Origin of the sequence: Flavobacterium sp. (assembly GCF_041911335.1) — a bacterium.
Lineage (GTDB): Bacteria > Bacteroidota > Bacteroidia > Flavobacteriales > Flavobacteriaceae > Flavobacterium.
This window is the reverse complement of the sequence record NZ_JAYRPD010000001.1, coordinates 16,672-42,676: the sequence shown is the minus strand read 5'-3', so window position 1 is coordinate 42,676 and position 26,005 is coordinate 16,672. Positions and strand designations below refer to the sequence as shown.

The following is a 26,005-nucleotide window of genomic DNA, read 5'->3' as shown; positions in this document are numbered from 1 at the left end:
TTTCACTTTGAATTACATCATGCCTGGCATTCCTCCGCCCATTGGCATTGCAGGACTATCTTCTTTGATGTCAATTAAAGCACATTCAGTAGTTAAAATCATTCCAGCAACAGAAGCAGCGTTTTCTAAAGCTACACGAGTTACTTTCTTAGGATCGATAATTCCAGCAGCTAACATTTGAACGTATTCTCCTGTTTTTGCATTAAATCCGAAATCATTTGTTCCTTCTGTAACTTTTGCAATTACTACTGAACCTTCACCACCCGCATTTTCAACGATAGTTCTTAAAGGCGCTTCTACTGCTTTGTTCACGATTTGAATTCCTGTCGCTTCATCAGCATTTTCAGCTTTAATAGTATTTAATGCTGCTTTTGCTCTTACTAAAGCAACACCACCACCAGCAACAATTCCTTCTTCAACCGCTGCACGAGTTGCATGTAAAGCATCATCAACGCGGTCTTTTTTCTCTTTCATTTCTACTTCAGAAGCTGCACCAACATATAAAACGGCAACACCTCCAGCTAATTTAGCTAAACGCTCTTGTAGTTTTTCTCTATCGTAATCAGAAGTGGTTGTTTCTATTTGCGCTTTGATTTGGTTTACTCTTGCTTTGATGTTTTCAGCATCTCCAGAACCGTTTACAATTGTAGTGTTGTCTTTATCAATTGTGATAGTTTCTGCAGTTCCTAACATGTCTAAAGTAGCGTTTTCTAATGAATATCCACTTTCTTCAGCAATTACAGTTCCTCCAGTTAAGATTGCGATGTCTTCTAACATTGCTTTTCTTCTGTCACCAAAACCTGGAGCTTTAACCGCAGCGATTTTTAATCCACCACGTAATTTGTTTACAACTAAAGTTGCTAATGCTTGTCCATCAACATCTTCAGCAATAATTAATAAGGGTCTACCTGATTGTGCTACTGGTTCTAAAACTGGTAATAACTCTTGTAAGTTAGAGATTTTTTTATCGTATAATAAAACGTATGGATTGCTTAATTCAGCCACCATTTTATCAGCGTCAGTTACGAAATAAGGTGATAAATAACCTCTATCGAATTGCATTCCTTCAACCACATCTACATAAGTATCTGTTCCTTTTGCTTCTTCTACAGTGATAACACCTTCTTTTCCAACTTTAGAGAAAGCAGTTGCGATTAAATCACCAATAGTTTCATCATTATTCGCAGAAATAGAAGCTACTTGTTTGATTTTTTCAGAAGAGTCACCAACAGCAACAGATTGTTTTCCTAATTCTGAAACAATAGTTTCCACGGCTTTGTCAATTCCACGTTTTAAATCCATTGGATTTGCTCCAGCAGCTACGTTTTTCAAACCTTCTTTAACGATTGCTTGAGCCAAAACGGTTGCAGTAGTTGTTCCGTCACCAGCTAAATCATTGGTTTTAGAAGCTACCTCTTTTACCATTTGAGCACCCATATTTTCTAATGGATCTTGTAATTCGATTTCTTTTGCAACAGAAACACCATCTTTAGTTACCGTTGGACCACCAAATGATTTTGAAATAATTACATTTCTTCCTTTTGGACCTAAAGTTACTTTTACTGCATTTGCTAATGCGTCAACACCACGTTTTAAACCATCGCGAGCTTCAATATCGAATTTTATATCTTTTGCCATTTTATTTTTTGTTTAAATGTTTAAGTTTAAATGTTTAAAAGTTGTTGTTATACGATTAAAGAACTGCGTATATTTCGTCTTCACGCATGATTAGGTAATCTTTACCTTCGTATTTAAACTCTGTTCCAGAGTATTTTCCATAAAGAACTACATCGCCAACTTTAACAGTCATGGTATGATCTTTTTTACCATTTCCTACGGCTACCACAGTTCCTTTTTGAGGTTTTTCTTTTGCAGTGTCTGGAATAATAATTCCTGAAGCGGTTGTAGTTTCAGCTGCTAACGGCTCAATAACTACTCGATCTGAAATAGGTTTAATGTTTAATGACATAGTTTTTATATTTTAATAGTGTTATTAATTTGTTGCTTGCATTATTTCAGAAATTATGCCAAAGCAATTTTCTGACAATTTTTCGGTAAAAAAAATGCCAGCACTGACATGCTGGCATTTTGTTATTTTGTACAATTCTTATTTTGTAGAATCAGTAGCTGTTGGTGCTGGTGTAGCAGCAGGAGCAGCTTGTTGTGTAGCTTCTGGAGTAGTAGGTACTGTTGTGGTAGGAACCGCAGTGTCGTCATTACCTAAAACTTTAGAACCAGATGCAGTTCCATTGAAACTTAAACTAGATAGTAAAATTAATGCAATTAAAATTCCTCCTAATGTCCAAGTACTTTTATCTAAGAAATCAGTTGTTTTTTGAACTCCACCTAATTGTTGAGAACCACCAAATGAAGAAGATAAACCTCCACCTTTAGGGTTTTGAACCATAATAGCTAAGATTAATAAAAAACAAACAATTGTTATCGCAATTAAAAAACCTGTGAATCCCATAATTAATTATTATTTTGTTGTAAATTTTTGATTTCATTTATTCGGTCTGCAAAGAAACTACTTTTTTCTGGATATTTCAAAATTAATATTTCATATGCTTGTATCGCTTTTGTGTATTTTTTTTGTTCCAGATATACTTTTGCTAAAGTTTCCGTCATTAGGTGTGTTGGTTCTTCAACGCTTTTACTAATGTTTATAGGTGTTTTGATGTTTTCTTTTATGGGAGCAATTTTAGGGTTGGCTTCGATAAATTTATCAATAATAGCTATTTTTTTTTCCTTTTCGGTGTCAATTTGAGCTTTTATTTCCTCTTTTACACGCACTATAGGTGAAATTTTCGTCAATTGTAGCCATTCCTGAAACGAATGTCTTTCTGCAGGAGTAAAAGGTAAAGGTTTGCCTATTTCCAATTTTTCTTCTGAACTTTCACCAATTGTTTCTTCTTCTGAAGTTTCAATATCAGTGTTTATTTCTTCAATTTCAAGTGTTACAGTAACTTCATTTAGGTCATGCACTTCAATATCTAGAATTGATTTTTGAATTGCATCGATCTTTTCTTGTTGGATAGCTGTGAAATTATCCGATGTAATAAATTCAAATAAAATAGATCGGTCTGTGGTGTAAGCTGCTGTTTTTTTTAATTCGTAGTTGTACCTAAAACTTTCTTGATTGTTCAAACCTTTTAAATGTAAAGCACGTGCTGCCTGAAAATAGGGGAATTGTAAAACTACATTCTCTAAAGCAATGGTCTGCTTTTCGTTTATAGTTTCGGGCTTATTTAAAAGATAGGTTAAATCAGATAGGTTCATTTTAATATTAATTACACTTCAAGTTCAAAATTTAAAACTATTTAAAATTACCATTTAGCTAATGATTCGTTAAAAATATCTTGTGTTATTCGTTCAAAAATTACATCTAATGATTTGTTGAGTTGTGAACCAACCAATTGTTGATTGGCATCAAAATCATCAAAATGCGAAAAGCGTTTTTCAAAATTATCATCTTCTTTATTTCTGTTAGTAAATCGTACCATTACAGTTATTGTCAAGCGGTTTTGCGCCGCTCTTTGATCTGCTGTAGCAGTCATAGGAGTTATACGATAATCAACGATTTCACCTTCATAAATCAATTCGCCACCTTGAGAAACAAGATTTAAATTGGTTTGACTTTGAATAATATCTTGCAATTCTAATGTGAAAGTTCTTTCAATTCCTGGTTCAACCAATGGAGCATTGTTTTGAAAGTAATTTACTTGAAATGTTTTAGCATCCACAGGTTTTGCTCCTGTAAAATTATAAACACCACAACTAGTTAATAGAAAGGAAAAAGTTATAGTTATTGCTTTGATGAAATATCTCATTATAAATCGTATTGTTTAATTTTTCTGTATAATGTGCGTTCTGAAATTCCTAATTCGTCAGCTGCTGCTTTTCTTTTTCCTTTATTGCGTTCTAAAGATTTTTTGATTAATTCAATTTCTTTCGCCTCCAAACTTAAGGTTTCTTCTTCGTCAACGGTTTCGGCAAATAAATAATTCTCATCGTCATCGTTTTCAAACTCTTCTTGAATCATATTGTTTTGATTTGGAAGCATTTCAACTCTTGGTTCTTCTTCAAAAATAGCATTTTCTTCGGGTTTGCCGTAAATTTTTTGAATTAATCCTTTGTTGGCTTCCTGAACTTTTGAACTTCCGTTTTGCATTAATTCCATCGTAAGCTTTTTCAAATCGTTCAAATCGCTTTTCATATCGAAAAGGACTTTGTACAAAATTTCTCTTTCGTTACTAAAATCACTTTCCGATTTTTTAGTTCCAATGACTGAAGGTAAATTCGGATTTTCTATTGGTAAATAGGAGAGAAGCGTTTGCGATGAAATCTCACGTTTTGTTTCTAAAACCGAAATTTGTTCGGCTACATTTCGTAATTGACGAATGTTTCCGCTCCATCTATATTTTAAAAGTATTTCAACTGCGCTGTCATCTAATTTAATAGGTGGCATTTTGTATTTATGTGCAAAATCCGAAGCAAATTTTCTAAACAACAAATGAATGTCGTCTTTACGTTCACGAAGTGGTGGTAATGTAATTTCAACTGTACTCAAACGATAATATAAATCCTCACGGAATTTACCTTTTTCAATGGCATCAAACATATTCACATTCGTAGCCGCTACGATTCTTACATTCGTTTTTTGAACTTGCGATGAACCTACTTTTATGAATTCGCCATTTTCTAAAACACGTAATAAACGTACTTGAGTAGTTAAAGGTAATTCACCAACTTCATCTAAGAAAATAGTTCCGCCATCTGCTACCTCAAAATACCCTTCACGTGTGTTGGTTGCTCCAGTAAACGAACCTTTTTCGTGGCCAAAAAGCTCACTGTCAATGGTTCCTTCCGGAATAGCTCCACAGTTTACTGCAATATATTTTCCGTGTTTTCTGTGCGAAAGCGCGTGAATAATTTTTGGAATACTTTCTTTTCCAACACCACTTTCACCTGTTACCAATACCGAAATATCCGTTGGAGCAACCTGAATGGCTTTCTCCACGGCACGATTGAGTTTTGGGTCGTTCCCAATAATTTCAAATCGTTGTTTTATAGCTTGTACTGATTCCATTTTTTTATTTTTTTGCCACGGATTAAAGGATTTTCACGGATTAATTAAAATACTAATCTTTTATGTTGTAGTGATTTGTTTTGAAAATTTACCAATAATCCAATTTCTGAATCTGAAAGTTTCATATAATTCAATAGTTGTGCAGTATGTTCTCCTGAAAATTCTTTTACTGCTTTTACTTCTAAAACAATATCTTCATTTACTATGAAATCAGCATAAAATTTATGCGGTAATATTACTCCTTTATATTCGATTGAAAATTCTTTTTCTCTTTCAAAAGGAATATTATTTGCTTTAAATTCTATCTCTAACGCATCTTTATATACTACTTCAAGTAATCCTGGACCAAGATTCCTGTGAACTTCCATACAAATCCCAATAATTTTAAAAGTTTCTTCTTCTCTATAAAGTCCCATGTTAAAATCCGTGTTAATCTTTTAATCCGTGGCTTATATTTTTAATTCATTATTTCAGAATAACCAACTGCTTCTCCAATTAAAGTTGCAGCGGTACAATCTGTGATTTTTACCATTACGAATTCACCTACTTTGTAATTTTCTTTTGGGAAAACCACTACTGTGTTTTGAGAATTTCTTCCGCTCCAGTGAGCATCTGAACGTTTTGATTCTTTTTCAATCAATACTTCTACTTCTTGACCAATAAAACGTTGCGTTCTTTCTAAACCAATTCTTTGTTGTAAGTCGATGATTTCATTTAAACGTCTTTTCTTCACTTCTTCTGGAACGTCATCTTCCATTTTTCTAGCAGCTAAAGTTCCTGGACGTTCTGAATACGCAAACATAAATCCGAAATCATATTTTACATATTCCATCAAACTCAACGTATCTTGATGATCTTCTTCTGTTTCTGTAGGGAAACCTGCAATCATATCTTGCGATAAAGAAATATCAGGAATAATAGTATATATTTTATCAATCAACGCCATGTATTCTTCACGCGTGTGTTGACGATTCATTTCTTGTAAAATTCGAGTGCTTCCACTTTGAACAGGTAAGTGAATGTACTTACAAATGTTATGGTGTTTAGCCATAGTTTCAATAACTTCCACATGCATATCTTGCGGATTAGAAGTTGAGAATCTAAAACGCATTTTTGGAAACAACGTAGCGCATTTGTCTAACAATTGGGCAAAATCAACTGCAGTTGCTTTTTGCATTTCAGTTGCTTTGTCGAAATCTTTTTTCAAACCACCACCATACCAAAGATAACTGTCTACATTTTGTCCTAATAAAGTAACTTCTTTGAAACCTCTATCGTATAAATCTTGAATTTCATCATAAATACTTTGTGGTTCACGACTACGCTCACGACCACGTGTAAAAGGAACAACGCAAAACGTACACATATTATCGCAACCTCTTGTAATCGATACAAAAGCATTAACTCCGTTGCTATTCAAACGAACAGGTGAAATATCACCATAAGTTTCTTCTTTTGAAAGAATTACGTTGATAGCATCTCTTCCTTCTTCTACTTCCGCTAATAAATTGGGTAAATCTTTGTAAGCATCAGGTCCAACCACCATGTCTACAATTTTCTCTTCCTCTAAAAACTGACTTTTCAAACGTTCCGCCATACAACCTAAAACTCCAACTTTCATTGAAGGGTTGATTTTCTTTACCGCGTTGTATTTTTCTAAACGCTTACGAATGGTTTGTTCCGCTTTATCGCGAATAGAACAAGTGTTTACCAAAACCAAATCAGCGTCTTCCAGATTTTGAGTGGTATTATATCCGTTTTCATAAAGAATAGATGCCACAATTTCGCTGTCCGAAAAATTCATTTGGCAACCATAACTCTCTATAAAAAGTTTTTTAGTATTTCCTTCTTTTTGGTCAAGCACTAAACTCTGACCTTGTTTGTTTTCATCAATTACCTTTTCCATATCAAAGATTTCCATTAATCATTCCGAAGATTCGGAACGCAAAGATAATACTAAATTATAAAATCTGACAAGATGGCAGAAAAGGTTTAACATGAAATTTTAAAATATTTTTTTCTCTATTTCTAAGTAGTCGTTTTTCGTGGATTTTATACCTATATATATAGGAGTAATTTGACTGATATTTTGGTTAATTATAGGTAAAAAAAAGCTCAAGATGTTAAAATTTAAAAAAAACCTATACTTTTGCGATTCAAAAAAATATGAAATGGCAAAGAATTTAGTAATCGTTGAGTCGCCTGCAAAAGCAAAAACCATCGAGAAATTTCTAGGAAGTGAGTATCAAGTTGAGTCGAGTTATGGACATATTGCTGACTTGCCTTCGAGAGAAATAGGAGTGGATGTAGAAAATGGTTTTAAACCGAAATATGAAGTTTCGGCAGATAAAAAAGCATTGGTGACCAAATTAAAAGGATTAGCTAAAAATGCCGAAATGGTTTGGTTGGCTTCCGATGAGGACCGTGAGGGAGAAGCAATTTCTTGGCACTTATCTGAAGAATTAAAATTAAAACCAGAGAAAACAAAACGTATCGTTTTTCACGAGATTACAAAATCAGCTATTCAAAAAGCAATCGAAAATCCGAGAGGAATAGATTATAACTTAGTAAACGCACAACAAGCGCGTAGAGTTTTAGACCGATTAGTAGGTTACGAATTATCGCCAGTACTTTGGAAAAAAGTTAAAGGAGGTTTATCTGCAGGTCGTGTGCAATCAGTTTCGGTTCGTTTAATTGTGGAGCGTGAAAGAGAAATTCAAAATTTCAAACCAGAAGCTTCTTACAGTATTACAGCAGAATTTACAAACGAAGCAGGAAAAACATTCAAAGCAAAATTGCCTAAGAACTTCGCAACTAAAAAAGAAGCAGAGGATTTCTTAGCTAAAAATATTGGTTCGTCTTACAAAGTAGGAGATTTAGAAACCAAACCCACAAAAAAATCACCAGCAGCCCCTTTTACAACTTCTACGTTGCAACAAGAAGCAGCAAGAAAATTGTATTTGCCTGTTGGAATTACCATGCAAATTGCACAACGTTTGTACGAAGCCGGATTGATTACTTACATGAGAACGGATAGCGTAAACTTATCGCATGAAGCAATGGCGGCAGCTCAAGCTGAAATTACAAGTTACTACGGAAAAGAATTTTCGAAACCAAGAAACTTCAATACCAAATCAAAAGGAGCGCAAGAAGCGCACGAAGCGATTCGTCCAACAGATATGTCAAGACATACAGTAGATATTGATAGAGATCAAGCGCGTTTGTACGAATTGATTTGGAAAAGAACATTAGCATCTCAAATGAGTGATGCTGAATTGGAGAGAACAAATGTAAAAATCGAAGCAAGCAATCATTCAGAAACTTTTACTGCAACAGGAGAAGTAATCAAGTTTGAAGGTTTCTTAAAAGTATATTTAGAAGGACATGATGATGACGAAGAGGAACAAGAAGGAATGTTACCTGCTTTGAAAATAAACGAAAAACTTACGAATAATTATATCACGGCAACGGAACGTTTTTCGCGTCCGCCAAGTCGTTACACAGAAGCTTCTTTGGTTAAGAAATTAGAAGAATTAGGAATTGGTCGTCCATCAACGTATGCGCCAACTATTTCTACTATTATCGCAAGAAATTATGTAGAAAAAGGAAGTTTCGAAGGTCAAGAAAGAAAATACAACCAATTGATGTTAAAAGGAGGAGAAGTAAAATCTCAAGTTTTAACGGAAAATGTGGGATCAGATAAAGGAAAATTAGTTCCAACGGACATCGGAATTATCGTGAATGATTTCTTAGTGAAAAACTTCAACACGATTTTAGATTACAATTTCACGGCAAAAGTAGAGCAAGATTTTGACGAAATTGCAGAAGGAAAAGTAGATTGGGCGAAAATGATGAACGATTTCTACAAACACTTCCATCCCAATGTAGTTGATGTAGAGAAAAATGCAGATAGAGAAAGCGGTGAAAGAATCTTAGGAGTACATCCGGTTTCAGGAAAACAAGTTTCGGTTCGTTTAGGAAAATATGGAGCAATGGCTCAAATTGGAGATGCGGATGATGAAAACAAACAATTTGCAAGTTTACGTCCTGATCAAAATATTGGAAACATCACTTTAGAAGAAGTATTGAACTTATTTTTACTTCCAAAACAATTAGGTACATATAAAGGAGAAGAAATCGAAGTGAATAATGGTCGTTTTGGTCCTTATGTTCGTTTTGGTTCTCAATTTATTTCATTGCCAAAAGGTATGGATCCTATGGATGTTACTATGGAAATGGCTCAAGGTTTAATTGATGAGAAAATGCAAGCGGATGCTCCAATTGGAACTTATGATGGATTGCCAATTCAAAAAGGTGTGGGGCGTTTTGGTCCTTTCATCAAATGGAATGGAATGTTTATCAATGTAAACAAGAAATACAATTTCGATAACTTATCGCAAGCCGATTTAAATGAACTAATCGAAGAAAAACAACAAAAAGACATAGATAAAGTAATTCACGATTGGAAAGAGGAAGGAATCAAAGTGGAAAAAGCACGTTGGGGTCGTTCTGTAATTACCAAAGGGAAAATCAAAATTGAATTGAGTAAAGATGTTGATGCAAGTAAATTGACTTTGGCTCAAGTTCAAGAAATGATAGAAAAGAAAACGCCAGCTAAAAAGACAGCGACAAAAAAAGCGCCAGCTAAGAAAACAACCGCTAAAAAGAAATAAGCAATGGTTTTTGATTTTTTACAACCAATCTCAACTTCTGTAGAAGAATACATTGCAACATTATCCAATCAAACATTGGGAAAAAAAGTGGTTTTTCATACGCAGACAGATTTTCCGGTTTTGGACAACATTGCTATAGCTATAATCACTGTTAATGAATTTAGAGGAAGTGAAAAAGACAATGATGATTTTTCTTTTGACAACTTTAGAAGGCAATTTTACAGTCTTTTTCCTGGAAATTGGAATGCTTCAATTGTAGATTTAGGAACTATAGAAGCAGGAGCAAGCATTGAAGATACCTATTTTGTTGTAAAAAGTTTAGTAGCTGAGTTGATTAAAAAAAGAATTATACCAGTTGTTATAGGAGGAAGTCAAGATTTAACTTATCCAATGTATCGCGCTTACGATAATTTAGATCAAATGGTAAATTTGGTTTCCGTAGACAATCAATTTGATTTTTCTAAAGAGAATAAATTGGATTCGGAGTCTTATTTGTCGAAAATTATCGTAGAAGAGCCTAATAATTTATTCAATTTCAGTAATTTAGGTTTTCAGACCTATTTTAATTCACAAGAAGAAATCGATTTAATCGAGAAATTATACTTTGAAGCCTATCGTTTAGGAGAAGTTTCAAATAATATTGTAGTTGCAGAACCTGTTTTTAGAGATGCAGACTTAGTTAGTGTTGACATGCATTCGGTACAGTCTTCTTATTCGGGAAATTTCGATGTTTTTAATCCAAACGGATTTACAGGAAAAGAGATTTGTGCTCTAACTCGTTATGCAGGGATAAGTGATAAAGTAACTTCTTTTGGGATTTTTAATTTTAATCCTAACGGGAATGAAGTTGTTTTGACAGCTCAAATGCTTTGGTATTTTATTGAAGGATTTTGTTTCCGTTCAAATGAGTATCCATTTGGTACAAAAGAGAACTATATAAAGTATATTGTTCCTATCGAAGATGAAGAATTAATCTTTTATAAGAGCAATAAAACCGAAAGATGGTGGATAGAAATACCGTTTTTAACAAATGTTAACAATAAATTAAAAAGAAATACGTTATTACCTTGCACACATGAAGATTATTTAGCAGCTTGCGAGCAGGAAATTCCAGAAAGATGGTGGAAAGCCCAAAGAAGGAATATTTTGTAAAAGTTGTTATTTTTCAAAGTGTTAAAGCATTGTTAAAGCAGGTGTAAAGCTAAATTTTAATATTTTTTTCACGTTTTTAAAAAAAATGTTGTTTTTTTCAAAATTATTGAATAGGTTTACGCCCTTAAATAGAAATTACATTTAACCCAAGTTTATATGAAGAAGTTTGTTGCATTTTCAGCAATTTTGTCATTATTTATCAGTTGTGGTAAAGGCGATAAAGGAGAATTAGTAGGAGTTAAAGGGAGAAAATGGCATCCCGAGAAACCTTACGGTATGACGTTAATCCCTGGAGGAGCTTTTATTATGGGTAAAGCCGATGATGATTTAGCTAACATTCAAGACGCGCCTACTAAGACAGTTACGGTTCGTTCATTCTATATGGATGAAACGGAAATCACAAATAGTGAGTACCGTCAATTTGTTGAATGGGTGAAAGATTCGACTATCAGAACGCGTTTGGCTATTCTTGCAGATGAGCAAGGTCAAAAGCCGGGTTCAGGTGGTGGAAAAGGCGGAAGTATTGGTGATTTTGCCTTTGCGGATGTTGATCCAGAGAAAATGACTCCATACGATAAATATATGTATGAGAATTACTACAGTGTAGGTACTGATGATGATATCTATGCGGGTAGAAAATTAAATAAGAAGATTAAGCTTATAAAAGAGCCTGGAAAATATCCAGATGAGTTTTATGTTGAAGTTATGGACTCAATGTATTTGCCTGAGTCTGAATCATACAATGGGTTAAAAACTATTGATGCTTCTAAGCTTAAATTCAAATACAATCAAGTTGATTTAAATAAGGCTGTTAAGAAAAAAGGGCGTAAAAATTTCTATGAAGATGCGCCGCCTATTGAAATCTATCCTGATACAACTGCTTGGATAAAAGATTTTGCTTATTCATACAATGAGCCAATGCATAATGATTATTTCTGGCATCAAGCTTATGGAGAATATCCTGTAGTAGGTGTTTCTTGGAATCAAGCTAAAGCGTTTTGTGCTTGGAGAACAATGTACAAAAATGCATATGTTAAAAAGAAAAAAGGAAGAGATCAAGTTAACTCTTTCCGTTTGCCAACTGAAGCAGAATGGGAATATGCTGCAAGAGGTGGTCTAGAAGGAGGAACTTATCCTTGGGGAGGTCCTTATGCTAAAAATGACAGAGGTTGTTTTATGGCTAACTTCAAACCAAATCGTGGAGATTATGCTGCTGATGGAGCTTTATATACTGTAGAAGCAAGATCTTATGAGCCGAATGACTATAACTTATATAATATGGCTGGTAATGTTTCAGAATGGACTGAGTCTTCTTATTACGCTGAAGCATATGAGTTCGTGTCTACAATGAATCCGCATGTTGCAGACAAGAAGAATCAAAGAAAAGTGGTTCGTGGTGGTTCTTGGAAAGATGTTGCTTATTTCTTACAAGTGTCTACTCGTGATTACGAATATGCTGACTCTGCAAGAAGTTATATTGGATTCAGAACTGTACAAGATTATATGGGTACAGCGGCAACAGGGACTAGACCAAAATAGTATTTAACCAATTTTTATTATATAATTAACTTAACTAACTAAATTTTATTTATTATGGCAATTTTAAGCAAAAAAGTGATGGGATTCCTTTACGGAATGGGAGCGGCAGTAGTAATCGTTGGAGCATTATTCAAATTAATGCACTGGCCAGGAGCGGGACCAATGCTTGTAATCGGTTTGTTAACTGAAGCTGCGATTTTCGCATTATCAGCTTTTGAACCAGTAGAAAAAGATCTAGACTGGTCTTTAGTTTACCCTGAATTAGCAGGTGGTGAAGCCAAGCCAAAAGATAAAAAAGCTGAAAACCCAGCTGAAGCTCAAGGTTTATTATCTCAAAAATTAGATAATATGTTGAAAGAAGCTAAAATTGATGGTGAATTAATGGCTAGCTTAGGAAATAGTATTAAAAACTTCGAAGGTGCTGCAAAATCAATTTCTCCTACTGTAGATGCTATGGCAGGGCAAAAGAAATATGCTGAAGAAATGACTACAGCTGCAGCTCAAATGGAAGCTTTAAATAGTTTATACAAAATACAATTAGAAAGTGCAGATAGAAATGCACAAGCAAACAAAGAAATTGCTGAAAATGCTGCTAAATTAAAAGAGCAAATGCAATCAATGACTTCAAATATTGCATCTTTAAATGCAGTTTATGGAGGTATGTTATCTGCTATGAGTAACAGAGGATAATTAGTTTTATCATTAAATATTTTATTAATTACAAAACTAATTTAAAGAAAAATGGCAGGAGGAAAATTAACCCCTAGACAGAAGATGATTAACCTAATGTACTTGGTTTTCATCGCAATGTTGGCATTGAATATGTCAAAAGAAGTGTTGACTGCTTTTGGTAATTTCAATGACAAATTTACTGAGTCAAATGTATTAACTGAGCAAGCTAATGCAACATTATTAAGTGCTTTAGATACTAAAGCGGCAGATGAGCCAGCAAAATATGCAGAGCCTGCAAGAAAAGCTAAAGAAGTTGCTAAGATTTCTAAAGATTTTGCAGCCTTTTTAGAAACTGTTAAAGCTGAAGTTGTTGAAGGTATTGAACCAGATGAGAAAACTGGAAAATTACCATTCGAAGCAATGGATAAGTCAACAATTGACGAAAAATGGTTTCAAGGTGATGGGTATAGCCCAAGAGGAACAGAAATTGTTTCTAAAATTGATAAATATGTAGCTGATATCAAAAAAGTATTAGGGAATGATGTAAAATACATCCCTTTTATCAAAGAAATTGAGAAAAAATTCTCAACTGCTGATATCGCAAACAGAGAAGGAGTTAAGCAAAAATTCTTAGATTATAAAACTAAAGGTTTTCCTGCGGTTTCTACTCTTACATTTTTAACTGCTATGCAAAACGATGTTAAAAATACTGAAGCTGGTGCTTATAATTTATTCTTAGGAAATGCATTAAAATCTGCTGCATCTATGAAAAATTTCCAGGCGATTGTGGTTTTAGAGAAAAATGCTTATTTCCAAGGTGAAACTGTTAAAGGTAAAGTTGTTTTAGGTCGTTATGATGCTAATACTGTTCCAACATCTTTCAACGGTCCTGGAAAAATTGAAAACGGTCAAGCTGTAATTTCTACAACTGCTGGTTCAATTGGAGAACAAAAAATTTCTGGTAAGTTTGGTTTCTTAGAAGATGGTAAGGAAATTCCATTAAGCTTTGAAGGTACTTACGTTGTTGTTCCAAGACCAAACCAAGCAATTATTTCTGCTGACAAAATGAACGTTGTTTACCGTGGTGTTCCTAACCCTATCTCTATCTCTGTTCCTGGTATTGCTTCTAATAAAGTAAATGCTAGTGCTCCAGGTATGTCTAAAGTAGGTGATGGTAAATTCATGTTAAAACCAGGTTCTGGTAATGAAGTAAAAATTAACGTTAGTGCTACAATGCCTGATGGTAAAACAATGTCAAGTGCTCAAGTATTTAGAATTAAAGGTTTACCTGCTCCAACTGGAAAAGTGGGTGGCTCTGAAAAGAACAAAGGACCTAAATCAAACTTAGAAGTTTGTACTGTTACAGCTGTTATGGAAGATTTTGATTTCCCTGTAAATGTTAATGTAACACAATTTAACGTTAAAGTTCCTGGGCAACCAACAATTGTAGTTTCTGGTAACAGAATGGATTCTAGAGCTAAATCTGCAATTGCTAAAGCACAAAAAGGTGATGTTGTAGTTATTTCTGAAATCAAAGCTAGTTTCCAAGGTATTGATCAGATGGCTAAGAAAGTATCAATTTGTACTTACGAAATACAATAATTTAAATTAATTTGAGTTTATCTTTGTAAACCAAATAAAAAATGAATAAAATGAATTGGAGAAATAGTATTGCAATTTTAGTATTAGGTTTAAGCGCTACTACTTTTGCTCAGTCAAACTTATTAAACGCTAAGACGCCTGATCAAATCGGGAAGAAAACAGAAGCTGAATTAAGCGCTGATAATGATAAACCGTTGCCTTATGGGTATGTTCATGATAGAGATATCTTAATGGGAAAACGTATTTGGGAATATGTAGATCTTGACGAAAGAGTTAATTTCCCTCTTTACTTTCCTGTAGATGGTGATGTAATGTCATCTCCAGACAGAAGACCTCTTTATAATGTTTTAATTAACGGAATCAAAGAAGGTAAAATAACAGAAGTTTATGACTCAAGTTATTTTACTACTAAGAAAACTCTTAAAGATATCGAATCATCTTTATTCACTGTTGATACAACCGATGCTGGTCGTGATTTAATGAATGAAGATATGGATGCCTATAGAAATGGTACCAAAAAAATTGATGAGGAGTATATAAGAAAAACCGAGATTGAGGCTTTTGATGTAGCTGCTTATAGAATTGTAGGATATTGGTATTTTGATAAACGTCAAGGGGAATTAAAATACCGTTTATTAGGTATTTGTCCTGTTGTTCCAGACGTGTTTTCTAAGAAAAATAGTGATGCTGAATTAGAATATATCGATTTATTTTGGGTTTATTTCCCTTCAACAAGAGATATTCTTCATGAAGCAAAAGCTTTCAATAATAGAAACTCGGCAATGCCATTTTCTTTTGATCATATGTTAAACGCTCGTCGTTTTACTGCTATGATTTATTTAGAAGAGAATGTTTACGGTGACCGTAAAATTGCTGACTATATGAAAGAAAACGCTCAAATGCAATTATTAGAATCTGATCGTGTAAAAGAAAAGATTCGCGACTTTGAACAAGATATGTGGAATTATTAATAGTATTTCTCCAATTTCATTTAAAAAACTCTTACCATTTGGTAAGAGTTTTTTAATTTTACACCATGATAGATTTTATTATTGTTGGAAGTGGTCTTGCGGGAATTTCTTTTGCTGAAATTGCCTTGCAAAACAATAAATCAATTTTAGTTTTTGATAACAATTCGCAGCCTTCATCACGTATTGCAGGTGGATTGTACAATCCAGTGGTATTAAAACGTTTCAGTGAAGTTTGGAAAGCAAAAGAACAATTAGAATTTGCATTTCCGCTTTACCACCAAATTCAAGAAAAACTAAATGTTGTTTTTGATTATAAGATTCCTATTCTTAGAAAATTAGCTTCAATTGAAGAACAAAACAATTGGTTTCAAGCTGCTGATAAACCAAATTTAGCGCCATTTCTTAGTCCTAACTTAGTAAACAAAAAGTATCAGAATATTGATTCTCCATTTCATTATGGTTTGGTTAATGAAACAGGTTACTTAGATATTAATACTTTGATTTCTTCCTATTCAAAGTACCTTGAAAGTTTAGGAGTTTTTTCAAAAGACACATTCAATTACGACGCCATTCAATTTCTTGATAACAAAATTTCTTATAATGGAATAAAAGCAAAACATATAATTTTTGCAGAAGGTTTTGGATTACATGCCAATCCTTATTTTAATGATTTGCCTTTGGATGGAACAAAAGGCGAATTGCTTATCATTAAAGCTACTAATTTGGATTTGGATGTAGTAATTAAGTCTAGTGTTTTTATTCTTCCTATAGGAAATGATATGTATAAAGTTGGAGCTACTTACGATTGGAAGGACAAAACAAACATACCAACAGAAGAAGGAAAACAAGAGCTTGTTGAAAAATTAAAAGAAATTATTTCCTGTGATTTTGAAATTGTAGAACATTTTGGTGGTGTACGGCCAACAGTTAAAGATAGAAGACCATTAGTTGGAACACATCCAGATTATTCTCAACTTCATGTTTTAAATGGTTTGGGAACTCGTGGTGTTATGTTAGGACCTTATTTAGCAAATCAACTATTTCAACACATTGAAAACAAAATCCCTTTAGAAAAAGAAATTGATATTGTAAGATGTTATAAAAAAAACCGAAACTAAAGCGTTTCGGTTTTTATTTATCGTAATGTAGGTTTGTTTTTGTCTCTAATATGTTCTTTCCAATCTTTATCATAACTGATAAACATATTAATCCAGATGTTTCGAGATAATCTCATAATGATAGGCATAAAAACAATTAAAGTGGCAATTATCACTATAAAGTTGTTGATTAAACTTTTTTCTCCAACAAAAAAATAGGTGATGATGAATGCGGCAACTCCAAATGCAATTCCAAGAGCATAACTTACATACATAGCGCCATAAAAAAACGAAGGTTCCATTTTATATTTGGTTCCACAATGGCTGCAATTTTCGTGCATTTTGTACACATTTAGAACATTATACGGATTTTTGTCTAAAAACATGCTTTCTTCGTGACAAGTAGGACAACTTCCTGTTAAAATACTATTTAATTTGGATCCTTTTTTTAACATTTGCAAAATATTTTACACAAAGGTACAACATCTAATAATTCTATGTGTAACAATTGTAACTGTAATCAATTTGTTTAATAGTAAATTGAGTTAATTGGAATTGTAACTCCTAAACTCATAAACAGTTAAACTTATAAACTTTTTAAATGCTAAACATACATAATTTATCGGTTTCTTTTGGAGGAACTTATCTTTTTGAAGAAGTAACTTTTCGTTTAGGTTCTGGAGATAGAGTGGGACTTGTTGGAAAAAATGGTGCAGGAAAATCAACCATGTTGAAAATGCTTGCGGGTGATTTTAAACCTGATAGCGGAACTATTGCTACAGAAAAAGAAGTGAAAATTGGATTTCTTCGTCAGGATATTGATTTTGTGAAAGGAAGAACGGTTTTGGAGGAAGCTTACATGGCTTTTGAGGAAATTAAACGTGCCGAATTCAGAATAGATGAAATTAATCACCAATTAGTTACTCGTACCGATTATGAAAGTCAGGAATATTCCGATTTGATTGAAGAGTTGAGCGATGTAACTCATCATTATGAAGTTCTTGGAGGTTATAATTATGTTGGAGATACCGAAAAAATTCTGTTAGGTCTTGGATTCAAAAGAGAGGATTTCGACAATCAAACCGATACTTTTTCTGGTGGTTGGAGAATGCGTATTGAATTGGCAAAATTGTTATTACAATCGAATGATATTTTACTTTTAGATGAGCCAACGAACCACTTGGATATTGAAAGTATCATTTGGTTAGAAGGATTTTTACGAAATTTCCCTGGAGTTGTGGTAATCGTTTCACACGACAAAATGTTTTTGGATAATGTTACAAATCGGACTATCGAAATTTCATTAGGAAAAGCTTACGATTTTAGTAAACCGTATTCGGAATATTTAGTGTTGCGTCAGGAGATTCGCGAAAAGCAATTGGCAACACAAAAAAATCAAGCCAAAAAAATTGAAGAAACTGAAAAGTTAATCGAGAAATTTAGAGCTAAAGCTTCTAAAGCATCGATGGCGCAATCGTTGATTAAAAAATTAGATAAAGTAGAACGAATTGAAGTCGATGAGGACGATAATTCGGTGATGAATATTTCTTTTCCCGTTTCGCAAACACCAGGAAGAGTTGTGGTAGAGGCAGAGCACGTTACCAAAGCATACGGAGATAAAGTAATTTTAAAAGATATTTCGCTTTTAGTGGAACGTGGAAGTAAGGTTGCTTTCGTTGGTCAAAATGGTCAAGGGAAATCGACTTTCATGAAAGCCATTGTGAATGAATTTGAATACGAAGGAACCATCAAACTTGGCCACAATGTTCAATTGGGATATTTTGCTCAAAATCAAGCGGAATATTTAGATGGTGAAAAAACTTTGTTAGATACGATGTTAGAAGCTGCAACCGATACGAATCGTTCAAAAGTGCGCGATATGTTGGGTGCATTTTTATTCCGTGGTGATGAAGTAGAGAAAAAAGTTAAAGTGCTTTCGGGAGGCGAGAGAAATCGTTTAGCTCTATGTAAATTGCTTTTACAGCCGATTAACGTCTTGGTAATGGACGAACCAACAAATCACTTAGATATCAAGTCTAAAAACGTTTTAAAAGCCGCTTTACAGCAATTTGAAGGAACATTGTTGTTAGTATCTCACGACCGTGATTTCTTGCAAGGAATGTCAAATATTGTATACGAATTCAAAGATCAAAAAATCAGAGAATATTTAGGTGATATCAATTTCTTCTTAGAGCAGAAAAACGCTATGAATATGCGTGAAATTGAAAAGAAAGATGTCGTAGTGAATGCTCAATCTCAAAATGCGAAAGCTGTAAAAAGTATTTCGTACGAAGATCAAAAGAAAGCCAAAGCACTTCAGAATAAATTGAGCAAAATTGAAAGTCAAATTCAGCAATTAGAAAAAGCCATTCAAGCAGATGATAAAGCCTTAGCTTCAAACTATGACAAACATATTGAAGATGCTACTTTTTTTGCGGCTTATGAAAAGAAGAAAAAAGAGTTGGAACAATTATTAGAAGATTGGGAAAACGTGCAATTAGAAATTGAAGAATTGAATAGTTAGTTGCAATATATAATATTATAGCAATTAAGTAACAAGAATAAAATGACTATGATTATGATAATCATGGTCATTTTATTTTTCTTTATAAATGCACCAATAGTCCGCTTCATTTCGTCAAATTTATAATGTTGTAAAATTGCAATAATTAAACTCGATAACCCATACGTCAAATAACGTATTTTTTTAAATTAGATTGTTCTTCTTTGCTTTTTGAACTGCTTCTAATTTGTTGTGAACTTGAAGTTTCGTGTAAATATTTTCAATATGTTTTCTTACCGTTGCTGGAGACAAAAATAAATTCTCAGCAATATTAATGTAATTTAATCCTTTGCTTAGTTGTTCTAAAACATCAACTTCTCTTGTAGTTAATTTGATGATTTCTTCTTCCTTTTTATTGTCTAAATCTATTGGATTGCGAAGTAGTTTTAATGTTTTCAAGGCAATGGAAGGATTCATGGCGGCACCTCCGTTTAAAGTGTCGATAATGCCTTCATAAAGAGTTTTTGGCTCTACTTCTTTTAATAAATAACCATCTGCACCAGCTTTAATTGCGTTGAAAATATTTTCATCATTATCAAAAACAGTTAACATGATGACTTTGATATGCGGATATTTGTTTTTTATGATTTCGGTGGCTTCAATTCCGTTTAAAATAGGCATATCGATATCCATTAAAATAACATCGATATTGTGATTGTTACTTATCTTGGTTAGTAAATCAGATCCATCTAATGCAGTGAATTTTATTTGAATATCATCAAAAAAAGAAAGTTTTTCTTGAATAGCTTTTATTAAGAAAGTATTGTCGTCTACGATTACTGTTTTGATAATTTTTTGCATTTTTTGATGATTAGTTTTATTAAACTTCCTTTTGATTAGGTAAACTTAGATAAATTTTAGTTCCTTTTTCAGTAGATTCAATGTTGAAATTTCCTTTTAATTCGGAAGCTCTTTTTTTCATTGTATTCAACCCATTCCCAACTTCGGCTGTCTCTAAATCAAATCCGGTTCCGTTGTCAGCAATTGCAATAGTTATTTCGTTTTCAGACTCTGTTAAAGATACGTCAATTTGACTTGCTTTTGCATGTTTTATAGCATTATTTACCGCTTCTTGAATTAAGCGATAAATATTCATTCCGTCTCTAGAACTAAACGATTGAAACGATTTTGTGTTGAAATTAAAATTAAATTGAATTCCGTTTAATGATAGTTGGGCATTATCAATAAAGTTTGAAATTCGGGTTTTTAAATCTTCAATTGTAATTGCATCTTTATTCATGGCCCAAATCGTATCTCGCAATTCGTAAATAGTTTCTTTGGTAAACGAACTAATATTATTTAATTTATCCTCTAACTTCGGATTTCCATCGGCAAAAGCATATTTTAATGAATCTACAGATGAAATAATAAATGTAAGTTGCGCTCCAATGTTATCATGCAAATCTCTCGAAATTTGAAGACGTTGTTCTTGAAGTCGATTTTGAGTTTCGATTTTTAATAACGCATCTTTTAATTCGTTTTCTTTTTGCAATTGAAGGGTTTTCATTTTTTGATTTTTTAGCATAAAATACCCGACAATTATTGATAAAATTAAGAGTGAAACAATGATTACAATATAAGTATTTTTAACGGCTAAATCTGCTTTTTGAGTTAAAATTTCCTTTTCTTTTCGTACTGTGTCAAACTCGGTATCAAGTTCGGCTTGTTTTATTCGGAGATTGATATTTGAAATACTGTCTTTATAAGCCGTGTATTTTTTAAAGTTGTCTAAAGCTGTTTTGTAATCGGAATTTAATTCGTACAACTCAGATAATTTTTGATAATTGTCTTGGGTTAAATAATTGTAATTGTAAGTTTTACTATAATTGAGAGCTTTGTTGAAATAGTCAATTGATTTTTGATGGTCTTTGGTTTCAAAATAGTAGTAACCATAGAAATTGAGGTTTTCTGCAATTCCAATTTTATCATCAATCTCTAATCGAATTTGATAGGCTTTGTCTAAATTTTGTTTCGCTTTAGCAAATTGTTTTAAAGTTAATTGAAGCATTCCAATTTTATTCAAACTATACGGAATTCCTATTTTGTCATTCGCTTTTTCCTTTAGAGCCAATGATTTATTGTAGAATAAAAAAGCACTATCGTACTCTTTTTTCATCTCTTTTAAAACACCATAATTGTCATAAATAGCCCTAAGTTCGTACTCTGCATTGTGTTTTTCGCCAATTTTTAATCCTTTTTGCATGTACAAAATTCCAGAATCTAAATTGCGTCTTTTTAAATGATAGCCATAACTTCCATAAAGCGAAGCTACTTTGTCGTATTGCTTTAATTGATTGAATTGATTAATTGCCATGAAAATATATTTGGCTTGTAAATCATACTTACTTTGATAAAAATAACAAAGTGCCATTTTATCATAACTATTAGCAATACCTAATTTGTAGTTTTGTTTTTTTGCATCCGATAAAACTTTGTTGAACAATTGTAATGACTTAGAAGTATTCGCAACAATATCATCGTATGGCATATTCAAAACCGAATCAATTTGTTTTACCGAATAGGTTTGTCCCCAACTAAGACTAAAGAGTTGGGTAAGAAGTAAAACGAAAAGGATAGATATATAGTTTCTCATTTTGAAATTGATCAATGTTTACTATAAAAGTATAAAATCAAATTTAAAATACGTTTAAATTAATGCAATACATAAATGAGATTGTAAACATTCAATAGTAAACAAAGTAAAACGAATAAACTTAAAAGAATTACATGTAACTCTTTCTTTTGACTCATTGATTTGATGGAAAGAAATAATTTAGACATAACTCAGCTTTTAATTACTACGTAAAATTCGTTTAAAACCGCACTATTTCCTATACGACATTTGACGTATTTAAAAAAAGCGAATTGCCAAATGACAATCCGCTTTCGGTAATCAAACTATAAAAAAACAAATTAATTATTCACTTTTATCTTCTCAACTTTTTTGCCTTTGAAAGCAAAAATGAATTCTCCATCTTCGGTAATGTCTAAACCGTCACCGTATTCTGGACTTCCGCCTTTTCCTTTTGATTGAACTGAACCTTTGGTGTCGCCATTTGTCATATCAATTGCATGAAGAATGTTTTTGCTGTTTCTTTGGTCGCGTAAGAAGTAGTTTCCGTTAACATCATAAAAATAATCTACTCCTTTAATTTTCTCAGTTGCATAAGCTCTTGAACCATCTTTTTTGTTGTATGATGCTAATCCTTTTTCAGATAAAACTACCACAGTTTCTCCAAAATCAATTACGTCTTTTGCTTTTCCAACACCAGCATCGTTATGTTTTACATCAAAAATTTGTTTTCCCGAAGCAATGTCATAACAATAGAATTGATCGCCATCTCCAACAAAAACATTTTTATTTTCATGAATGATGAAATCTGTAATACGTTTGTCAAATCTTTCAGAACGCCATGAAGTAGTTCCTGTTTTATCATCAATTACTATTAAGCTATTTTTTTGCGCTTTATAATCCCAATAAATGTAAGGAACAAATGAAGTGTAAGTTCCTCCATAAATACTTGGTTGTTGTTCTTTTCTGTACTCTTGAACTTGTACTTTTCCTCCAACTTGAACAATTACTTTATCCCCCGATCTGTAAATATTTGGCATAGAAAAAGCACCTGTAATTTTTTCAGACGTCCACATGATTTTACCACTTTCTAAATCATGTTTTTGAACGTATTTAGCTCGGTCTCTTCCACCTAACATTACTATATAAACCGCATTGTTTGTAAATAATGGATCAGCAATTGTTCTGTAATATTTTTTTTGCGTTGTGTTAGAGAACATGCCTCCTCCGCCGCCATCCATGTCGTTTTCATAGATAGATTCCCAAAGTTTTTGTCCTGTATTGATATTGAAAACTTGTAATCCATTCAAATACATGAATACTTTGTCGCCTTTAATCCATAAATCTAAAATGGCTCTTCTGGTAACTAATTCTTTTTCTACAGTTCCCATAAAAGTGTTTTCCCAAATGATTTCTCCATTGCTAGCGTTTAATTTCACCATCTGATTTTTGAAACCTGCAAACAAAGCTCCTAAAGCTGTTGGTTTAAAATTCACCATGATAATTTCGTTCTTTTTAGAATCGTAAATGTATTTTCCAACACCACCTTTAAAACGATTCGTTTCCCAAACTTTTTCTCCCGTATTGGCTTTTACTAAAATTACAGAAGCTTTTTGAGAAATTAAAAACGCATCCAATTCGTAAATGTATTTTACAGTTTCCAATTCCCCTTGGTCAGCACCGTCTTCCGATTTTGTTCCTTTTGGAAGTAAATTTTGGTATTGTTCTGAATTCCATAATTCTTTTCCTGAAGCAATATCAATTACAGCAACTCGGTCAGTTCCCATTTTTCTTTCGTCAAACAAGAACAAATAACCTCCATTATCTTTCCAGATAACGTATTGATATTCACATTTATTCGTTTTGTTGGTGGTAATATTTTTGTAATCGCCATTCCAAATTAGCTTTCCTTCACCATTTAATACTGAAGCAGAGTTATCATCTGTTCCTAAAATATAAGAATCATCGCTATTGTTTACGGCTAATCGAGTGGCTTTGTTTCCAAATTCTGATTCCCAAACCGTAGCAAGACTTCCTGACTTTTTTGAACCACCACTTCCTTTTACTTTGTCTAATAACTTCCCAAATTGAGCAGTTGCAGGAGTAGTTCCTACTATGGCTACAAGAAGAGAGTACATAATAATTGATTTTTTCATGAGTTTCGTTTTTAATGTTAAAATGATATGTTGTATCTAATTTTGTATCTTTTCTTCTTCTCTAATTTGAATTTAAATTTGTGAGTAAGAATGTATTCTGACATAAAGTTGATAAAATCGATGTCTTTGATTGTGCTATCTACTTTGAAAAAAGTAGCAACTTTTCCGCTCTGAATTACAGTAATATCAATAGTCATATCGCCTGTTACTTCAGAAAATTTCTTGTTTTTCTTTTTAATAAAATCAGGAGATTGAAATACTTCGTGCATTTCGGATATAACCATTTCTGAAACAGTTTCTTCGTCTGTAAGAACAGGTCTTTGAGACCATATTGATTCGCTGTAAAAAAGATTAATCACAAGCAATACAAAGGCGATTCTTATTTTCATAAATATTTTTATTTAATAAGTTTACCTGTATCTTTATCTAAAGATAAATCCAATGCTGTTTTATAAAGGCGTAAAGAACTAATTAAGGATTTTTGTGTAAATCCGCCTTCCGTCCAAAAATAATAGAAATAAGTAATGGTGTTTGTGCTTTCGGAATAGTAAACCTTAATTAAAGCTACTTCAGCATTTAATTTGTTTACTAATTCTAGTGCATCTTTTTTTGAAGCACCTTCTACTAGATTATAAACGCTACTAAAGGTTATGAATCTTTTGTTGGCATCAATATCAAGATAAACACTATAGGTGTTTTTAATTTTTATATAAGTGTCTTTAACCTCTAATACTTCTATATAAGCATTGTCGAAAGTTTCTTTTAATAAAGAAGTAGTAACTTCCGATGCATTAACTAATTTTTGAGCTGTTGCGAATTGAACAGAAAAGAATAAAACAAATAGATAAAAAAACGAGGATAATTTTAAAGTTTTCATAAGATTGATTTTTTATAATTATTGATAAATCAAAATTCATAAAAAACGAAAACTTCTGAAATACGACAATTGTCGTATTTTAACAAAATTTTATAAAAGGATATTGATTTTTAATGGCTTTAATTTTTAAATCGAGTTGTTTTAAAAATTTCTGATGATTTTCTGTATTTGGATTAAACGGACGATGTTGTAACCCTTTTTGAATAGAGCAAATCTCATTCATCAATCCAAACACCGATTCAGAAACATAATTTTTAAAGAATTGAATCCAAATATAATCGATTGCAGTTTGATTCGGATGCAGCATATCTTCAGCATAAAAACGATAATCGCGCAATTCGTCCATCATGATTTCAAAAGCTGGGAAATAGGTTATGGGTGATGGGTGATGGGTGATTGTTTTGTGAATTGCTGCAATCAAATGTGCTTTATTCAACGTATTTTCTGTAAAACCATCTTTTATATGTCGCACAGGAGAAACTGTAAAAACGAAATTACAATTTGGATTCACCGAATGAATTAAACCAACAATATTTTGTAAACTTTCTTCCGTTTGATTTATTGAAAGTAATTCTTTCGTAAACTGTTTTTGTGGTACTTTATGACAATTGGCAACAATTTCGTTGGTTTCTATATTTCTGTAAACCCATGAAGTTCCTAAGGTGATGATACAATGTGTCAATGAGGCAATTTGTTGATGTGTCGATTCTAAAATCGAATTCAAATTACTCAAAAACTCTTCTTTATCTGGATTTGATAATTCGGAATGCACTTCATAACAATGCCATAAATCGTTATGAAAGAAAATATCGTTTTCGGTAAAAGTTCTATTTTCAACAGCGCGGCGGATTAACTTTTCTAAAGAAACCGCATTAAAAATAATCCCAAAGGGATTAGTAATTGCCTGAAACTTAAAATAAGCAAATTTATTTCCCATATTCTCCGCAAAACACGAACCCAATAACATAACTTTCGAATCATAATCGATTGGGAAAGCGCTTTTTTGAACGGGTATTTTGGTAGTGAATTGCAAATCTATTGG

At 32.7% G+C, this 26,005-nt stretch carries 23 protein-coding genes; 8 read left to right on the top strand and 15 right to left on the bottom strand.

All coding sequences use genetic code 11. The features are described 5' to 3' along the window. Positions 1-12: 12 nt before the first annotated feature. From groL to miaB, 8 genes are all read right to left on the bottom strand, one after another. Entirely contained in the window at positions 13-1,638 is a 1,626-nt protein-coding gene (groL, locus tag ACE3PD_RS00195; RefSeq protein WP_374398451.1) for a chaperonin GroEL, read from the bottom strand. A gap of 55 nt (positions 1,639-1,693) precedes the next feature. Further along, positions 1,694-1,969 (bottom strand): co-chaperone GroES, encoded by a 276-nt coding sequence (gene groES, locus ACE3PD_RS00190; protein ID WP_374398449.1) that lies wholly within the window; start codon positions 1,967-1,969, stop codon positions 1,694-1,696. Positions 1,970-2,107: 138 nt separating this feature from the next. Next, a complete protein-coding gene (gene secG, locus ACE3PD_RS00185; protein WP_374398447.1) occupies positions 2,108-2,470 on the bottom strand; it encodes a preprotein translocase subunit SecG in 363 nt (120 codons plus the stop codon). A 2-nt stretch (positions 2,471-2,472) separates the two neighbouring features. Beyond that, a complete protein-coding gene (locus tag ACE3PD_RS00180; RefSeq protein WP_374398445.1) occupies positions 2,473-3,279 on the bottom strand; it encodes a tetratricopeptide repeat protein in 807 nt (268 codons plus the stop codon). Positions 3,280-3,326: 47 nt separating this feature from the next. Beyond that, positions 3,327-3,830, bottom strand: a complete 504-nt coding sequence (locus ACE3PD_RS00175) for an LptE family protein (RefSeq protein WP_374398443.1) — start codon at positions 3,828-3,830, stop codon at positions 3,327-3,329. Further along, entirely contained in the window at positions 3,830-5,089 is a 1,260-nt protein-coding gene (locus ACE3PD_RS00170) for a sigma-54 interaction domain-containing protein (protein WP_374398441.1), read from the bottom strand. The genes ACE3PD_RS00175 and ACE3PD_RS00170 overlap by 1 nt, the downstream gene beginning before the upstream one ends. A 44-nt stretch (positions 5,090-5,133) precedes the next feature. Then, a complete protein-coding gene (locus ACE3PD_RS00165) occupies positions 5,134-5,505 on the bottom strand; it encodes a GxxExxY protein (RefSeq protein WP_374398439.1) in 372 nt (123 codons plus the stop codon). 41 nt (positions 5,506-5,546) lie between these two features. Then, entirely contained in the window at positions 5,547-6,995 is a 1,449-nt protein-coding gene (gene miaB, locus ACE3PD_RS00160) for a tRNA (N6-isopentenyl adenosine(37)-C2)-methylthiotransferase MiaB (RefSeq protein WP_374398437.1), read from the bottom strand. 265 nt (positions 6,996-7,260) lie between these two features. Here miaB and topA point away from each other — a divergent pair, with 265 nt between their 5' ends. From topA to ACE3PD_RS00125, 7 genes are all read left to right on the top strand, one after another. Next, on the top strand, positions 7,261-9,762 hold the full coding sequence (gene topA, locus ACE3PD_RS00155) for a type I DNA topoisomerase (RefSeq protein ID WP_374398435.1): 2,502 nt from the start codon (positions 7,261-7,263) through the stop codon (positions 9,760-9,762). A gap of 3 nt (positions 9,763-9,765) precedes the next feature. Then, on the top strand, positions 9,766-10,914 hold the full coding sequence (locus ACE3PD_RS00150; RefSeq protein WP_374398433.1) for a formimidoylglutamase: 1,149 nt from the start codon (positions 9,766-9,768) through the stop codon (positions 10,912-10,914). Between the two features lie 156 nt (positions 10,915-11,070). Further along, a complete protein-coding gene (gene gldK / locus ACE3PD_RS00145) occupies positions 11,071-12,453 on the top strand; it encodes a gliding motility lipoprotein GldK (RefSeq protein WP_374398431.1) in 1,383 nt (460 codons plus the stop codon). A gap of 54 nt (positions 12,454-12,507) precedes the next feature. Further along, on the top strand, positions 12,508-13,143 hold the full coding sequence (gene gldL, locus ACE3PD_RS00140; RefSeq protein WP_374398429.1) for a gliding motility protein GldL: 636 nt from the start codon (positions 12,508-12,510) through the stop codon (positions 13,141-13,143). 51 nt (positions 13,144-13,194) lie between these two features. After that, positions 13,195-14,727, top strand: a complete 1,533-nt coding sequence (gene gldM / locus ACE3PD_RS00135; protein WP_374398427.1) for a gliding motility protein GldM — start codon at positions 13,195-13,197, stop codon at positions 14,725-14,727. Positions 14,728-14,777: 50 nt separating this feature from the next. Beyond that, the gene (gldN, locus tag ACE3PD_RS00130; RefSeq protein WP_374398483.1) at positions 14,778-15,698 is read left to right on the top strand and encodes a gliding motility protein GldN; all 921 of its coding nucleotides are present in this window, start codon (positions 14,778-14,780) and stop codon (positions 15,696-15,698) included. 65 nt (positions 15,699-15,763) lie between these two features. Further along, positions 15,764-16,816 carry an NAD(P)/FAD-dependent oxidoreductase gene (locus tag ACE3PD_RS00125; RefSeq protein ID WP_374398425.1) on the top strand — a complete coding sequence of 351 codons (1,053 nt, stop codon included), beginning with the start codon at positions 15,764-15,766 and terminating at the stop codon, positions 16,814-16,816. 17 nt (positions 16,817-16,833) lie between these two features. Here the strand turns inward: ACE3PD_RS00125 and ACE3PD_RS00120 are convergent, their stop codons facing one another. Beyond that, on the bottom strand, positions 16,834-17,250 hold the full coding sequence (locus ACE3PD_RS00120) for a DUF983 domain-containing protein (RefSeq protein WP_374398423.1): 417 nt from the start codon (positions 17,248-17,250) through the stop codon (positions 16,834-16,836). Between the two features lie 146 nt (positions 17,251-17,396). Between ACE3PD_RS00120 and ACE3PD_RS00115 the strand changes: the two genes are divergently transcribed. Further along, positions 17,397-19,319, top strand: coding sequence for an ABC-F family ATP-binding cassette domain-containing protein (locus ACE3PD_RS00115; RefSeq protein WP_374398421.1), 1,923 nt, complete (start codon positions 17,397-17,399; stop codon positions 19,317-19,319). 183 nt (positions 19,320-19,502) lie between these two features. Here ACE3PD_RS00115 and ACE3PD_RS00110 read toward each other — a convergent pair whose 3' ends face one another. The 6 genes from ACE3PD_RS00110 to ACE3PD_RS00085 form a co-directional block, all read right to left on the bottom strand. Continuing rightward, positions 19,503-20,159 carry a response regulator gene (locus ACE3PD_RS00110; protein WP_374398419.1) on the bottom strand — a complete coding sequence of 219 codons (657 nt, stop codon included), beginning with the start codon at positions 20,157-20,159 and terminating at the stop codon, positions 19,503-19,505. Positions 20,160-20,178: 19 nt separating this feature from the next. Continuing rightward, entirely contained in the window at positions 20,179-21,951 is a 1,773-nt protein-coding gene (locus ACE3PD_RS00105; protein ID WP_374398417.1) for a tetratricopeptide repeat protein, read from the bottom strand. Positions 21,952-22,271: 320 nt separating this feature from the next. Beyond that, positions 22,272-24,086, bottom strand: a complete 1,815-nt coding sequence (locus tag ACE3PD_RS00100) for a PQQ-binding-like beta-propeller repeat protein (RefSeq protein ID WP_374398415.1) — start codon at positions 24,084-24,086, stop codon at positions 22,272-22,274. Positions 24,087-24,103: 17 nt separating this feature from the next. Then, on the bottom strand, positions 24,104-24,475 hold the full coding sequence (locus tag ACE3PD_RS00095; protein ID WP_026724172.1) for a hypothetical protein: 372 nt from the start codon (positions 24,473-24,475) through the stop codon (positions 24,104-24,106). 8 nt (positions 24,476-24,483) lie between these two features. Further along, positions 24,484-24,963, bottom strand: a complete 480-nt coding sequence (locus ACE3PD_RS00090; protein WP_374398413.1) for a YbjN domain-containing protein — start codon at positions 24,961-24,963, stop codon at positions 24,484-24,486. Positions 24,964-25,042: 79 nt separating this feature from the next. Then, positions 25,043-25,996, bottom strand: coding sequence for a GSCFA domain-containing protein (locus ACE3PD_RS00085; RefSeq protein WP_374398411.1), 954 nt, complete (start codon positions 25,994-25,996; stop codon positions 25,043-25,045). Between the last annotated feature and the right edge of the window lie 9 nt (positions 25,997-26,005).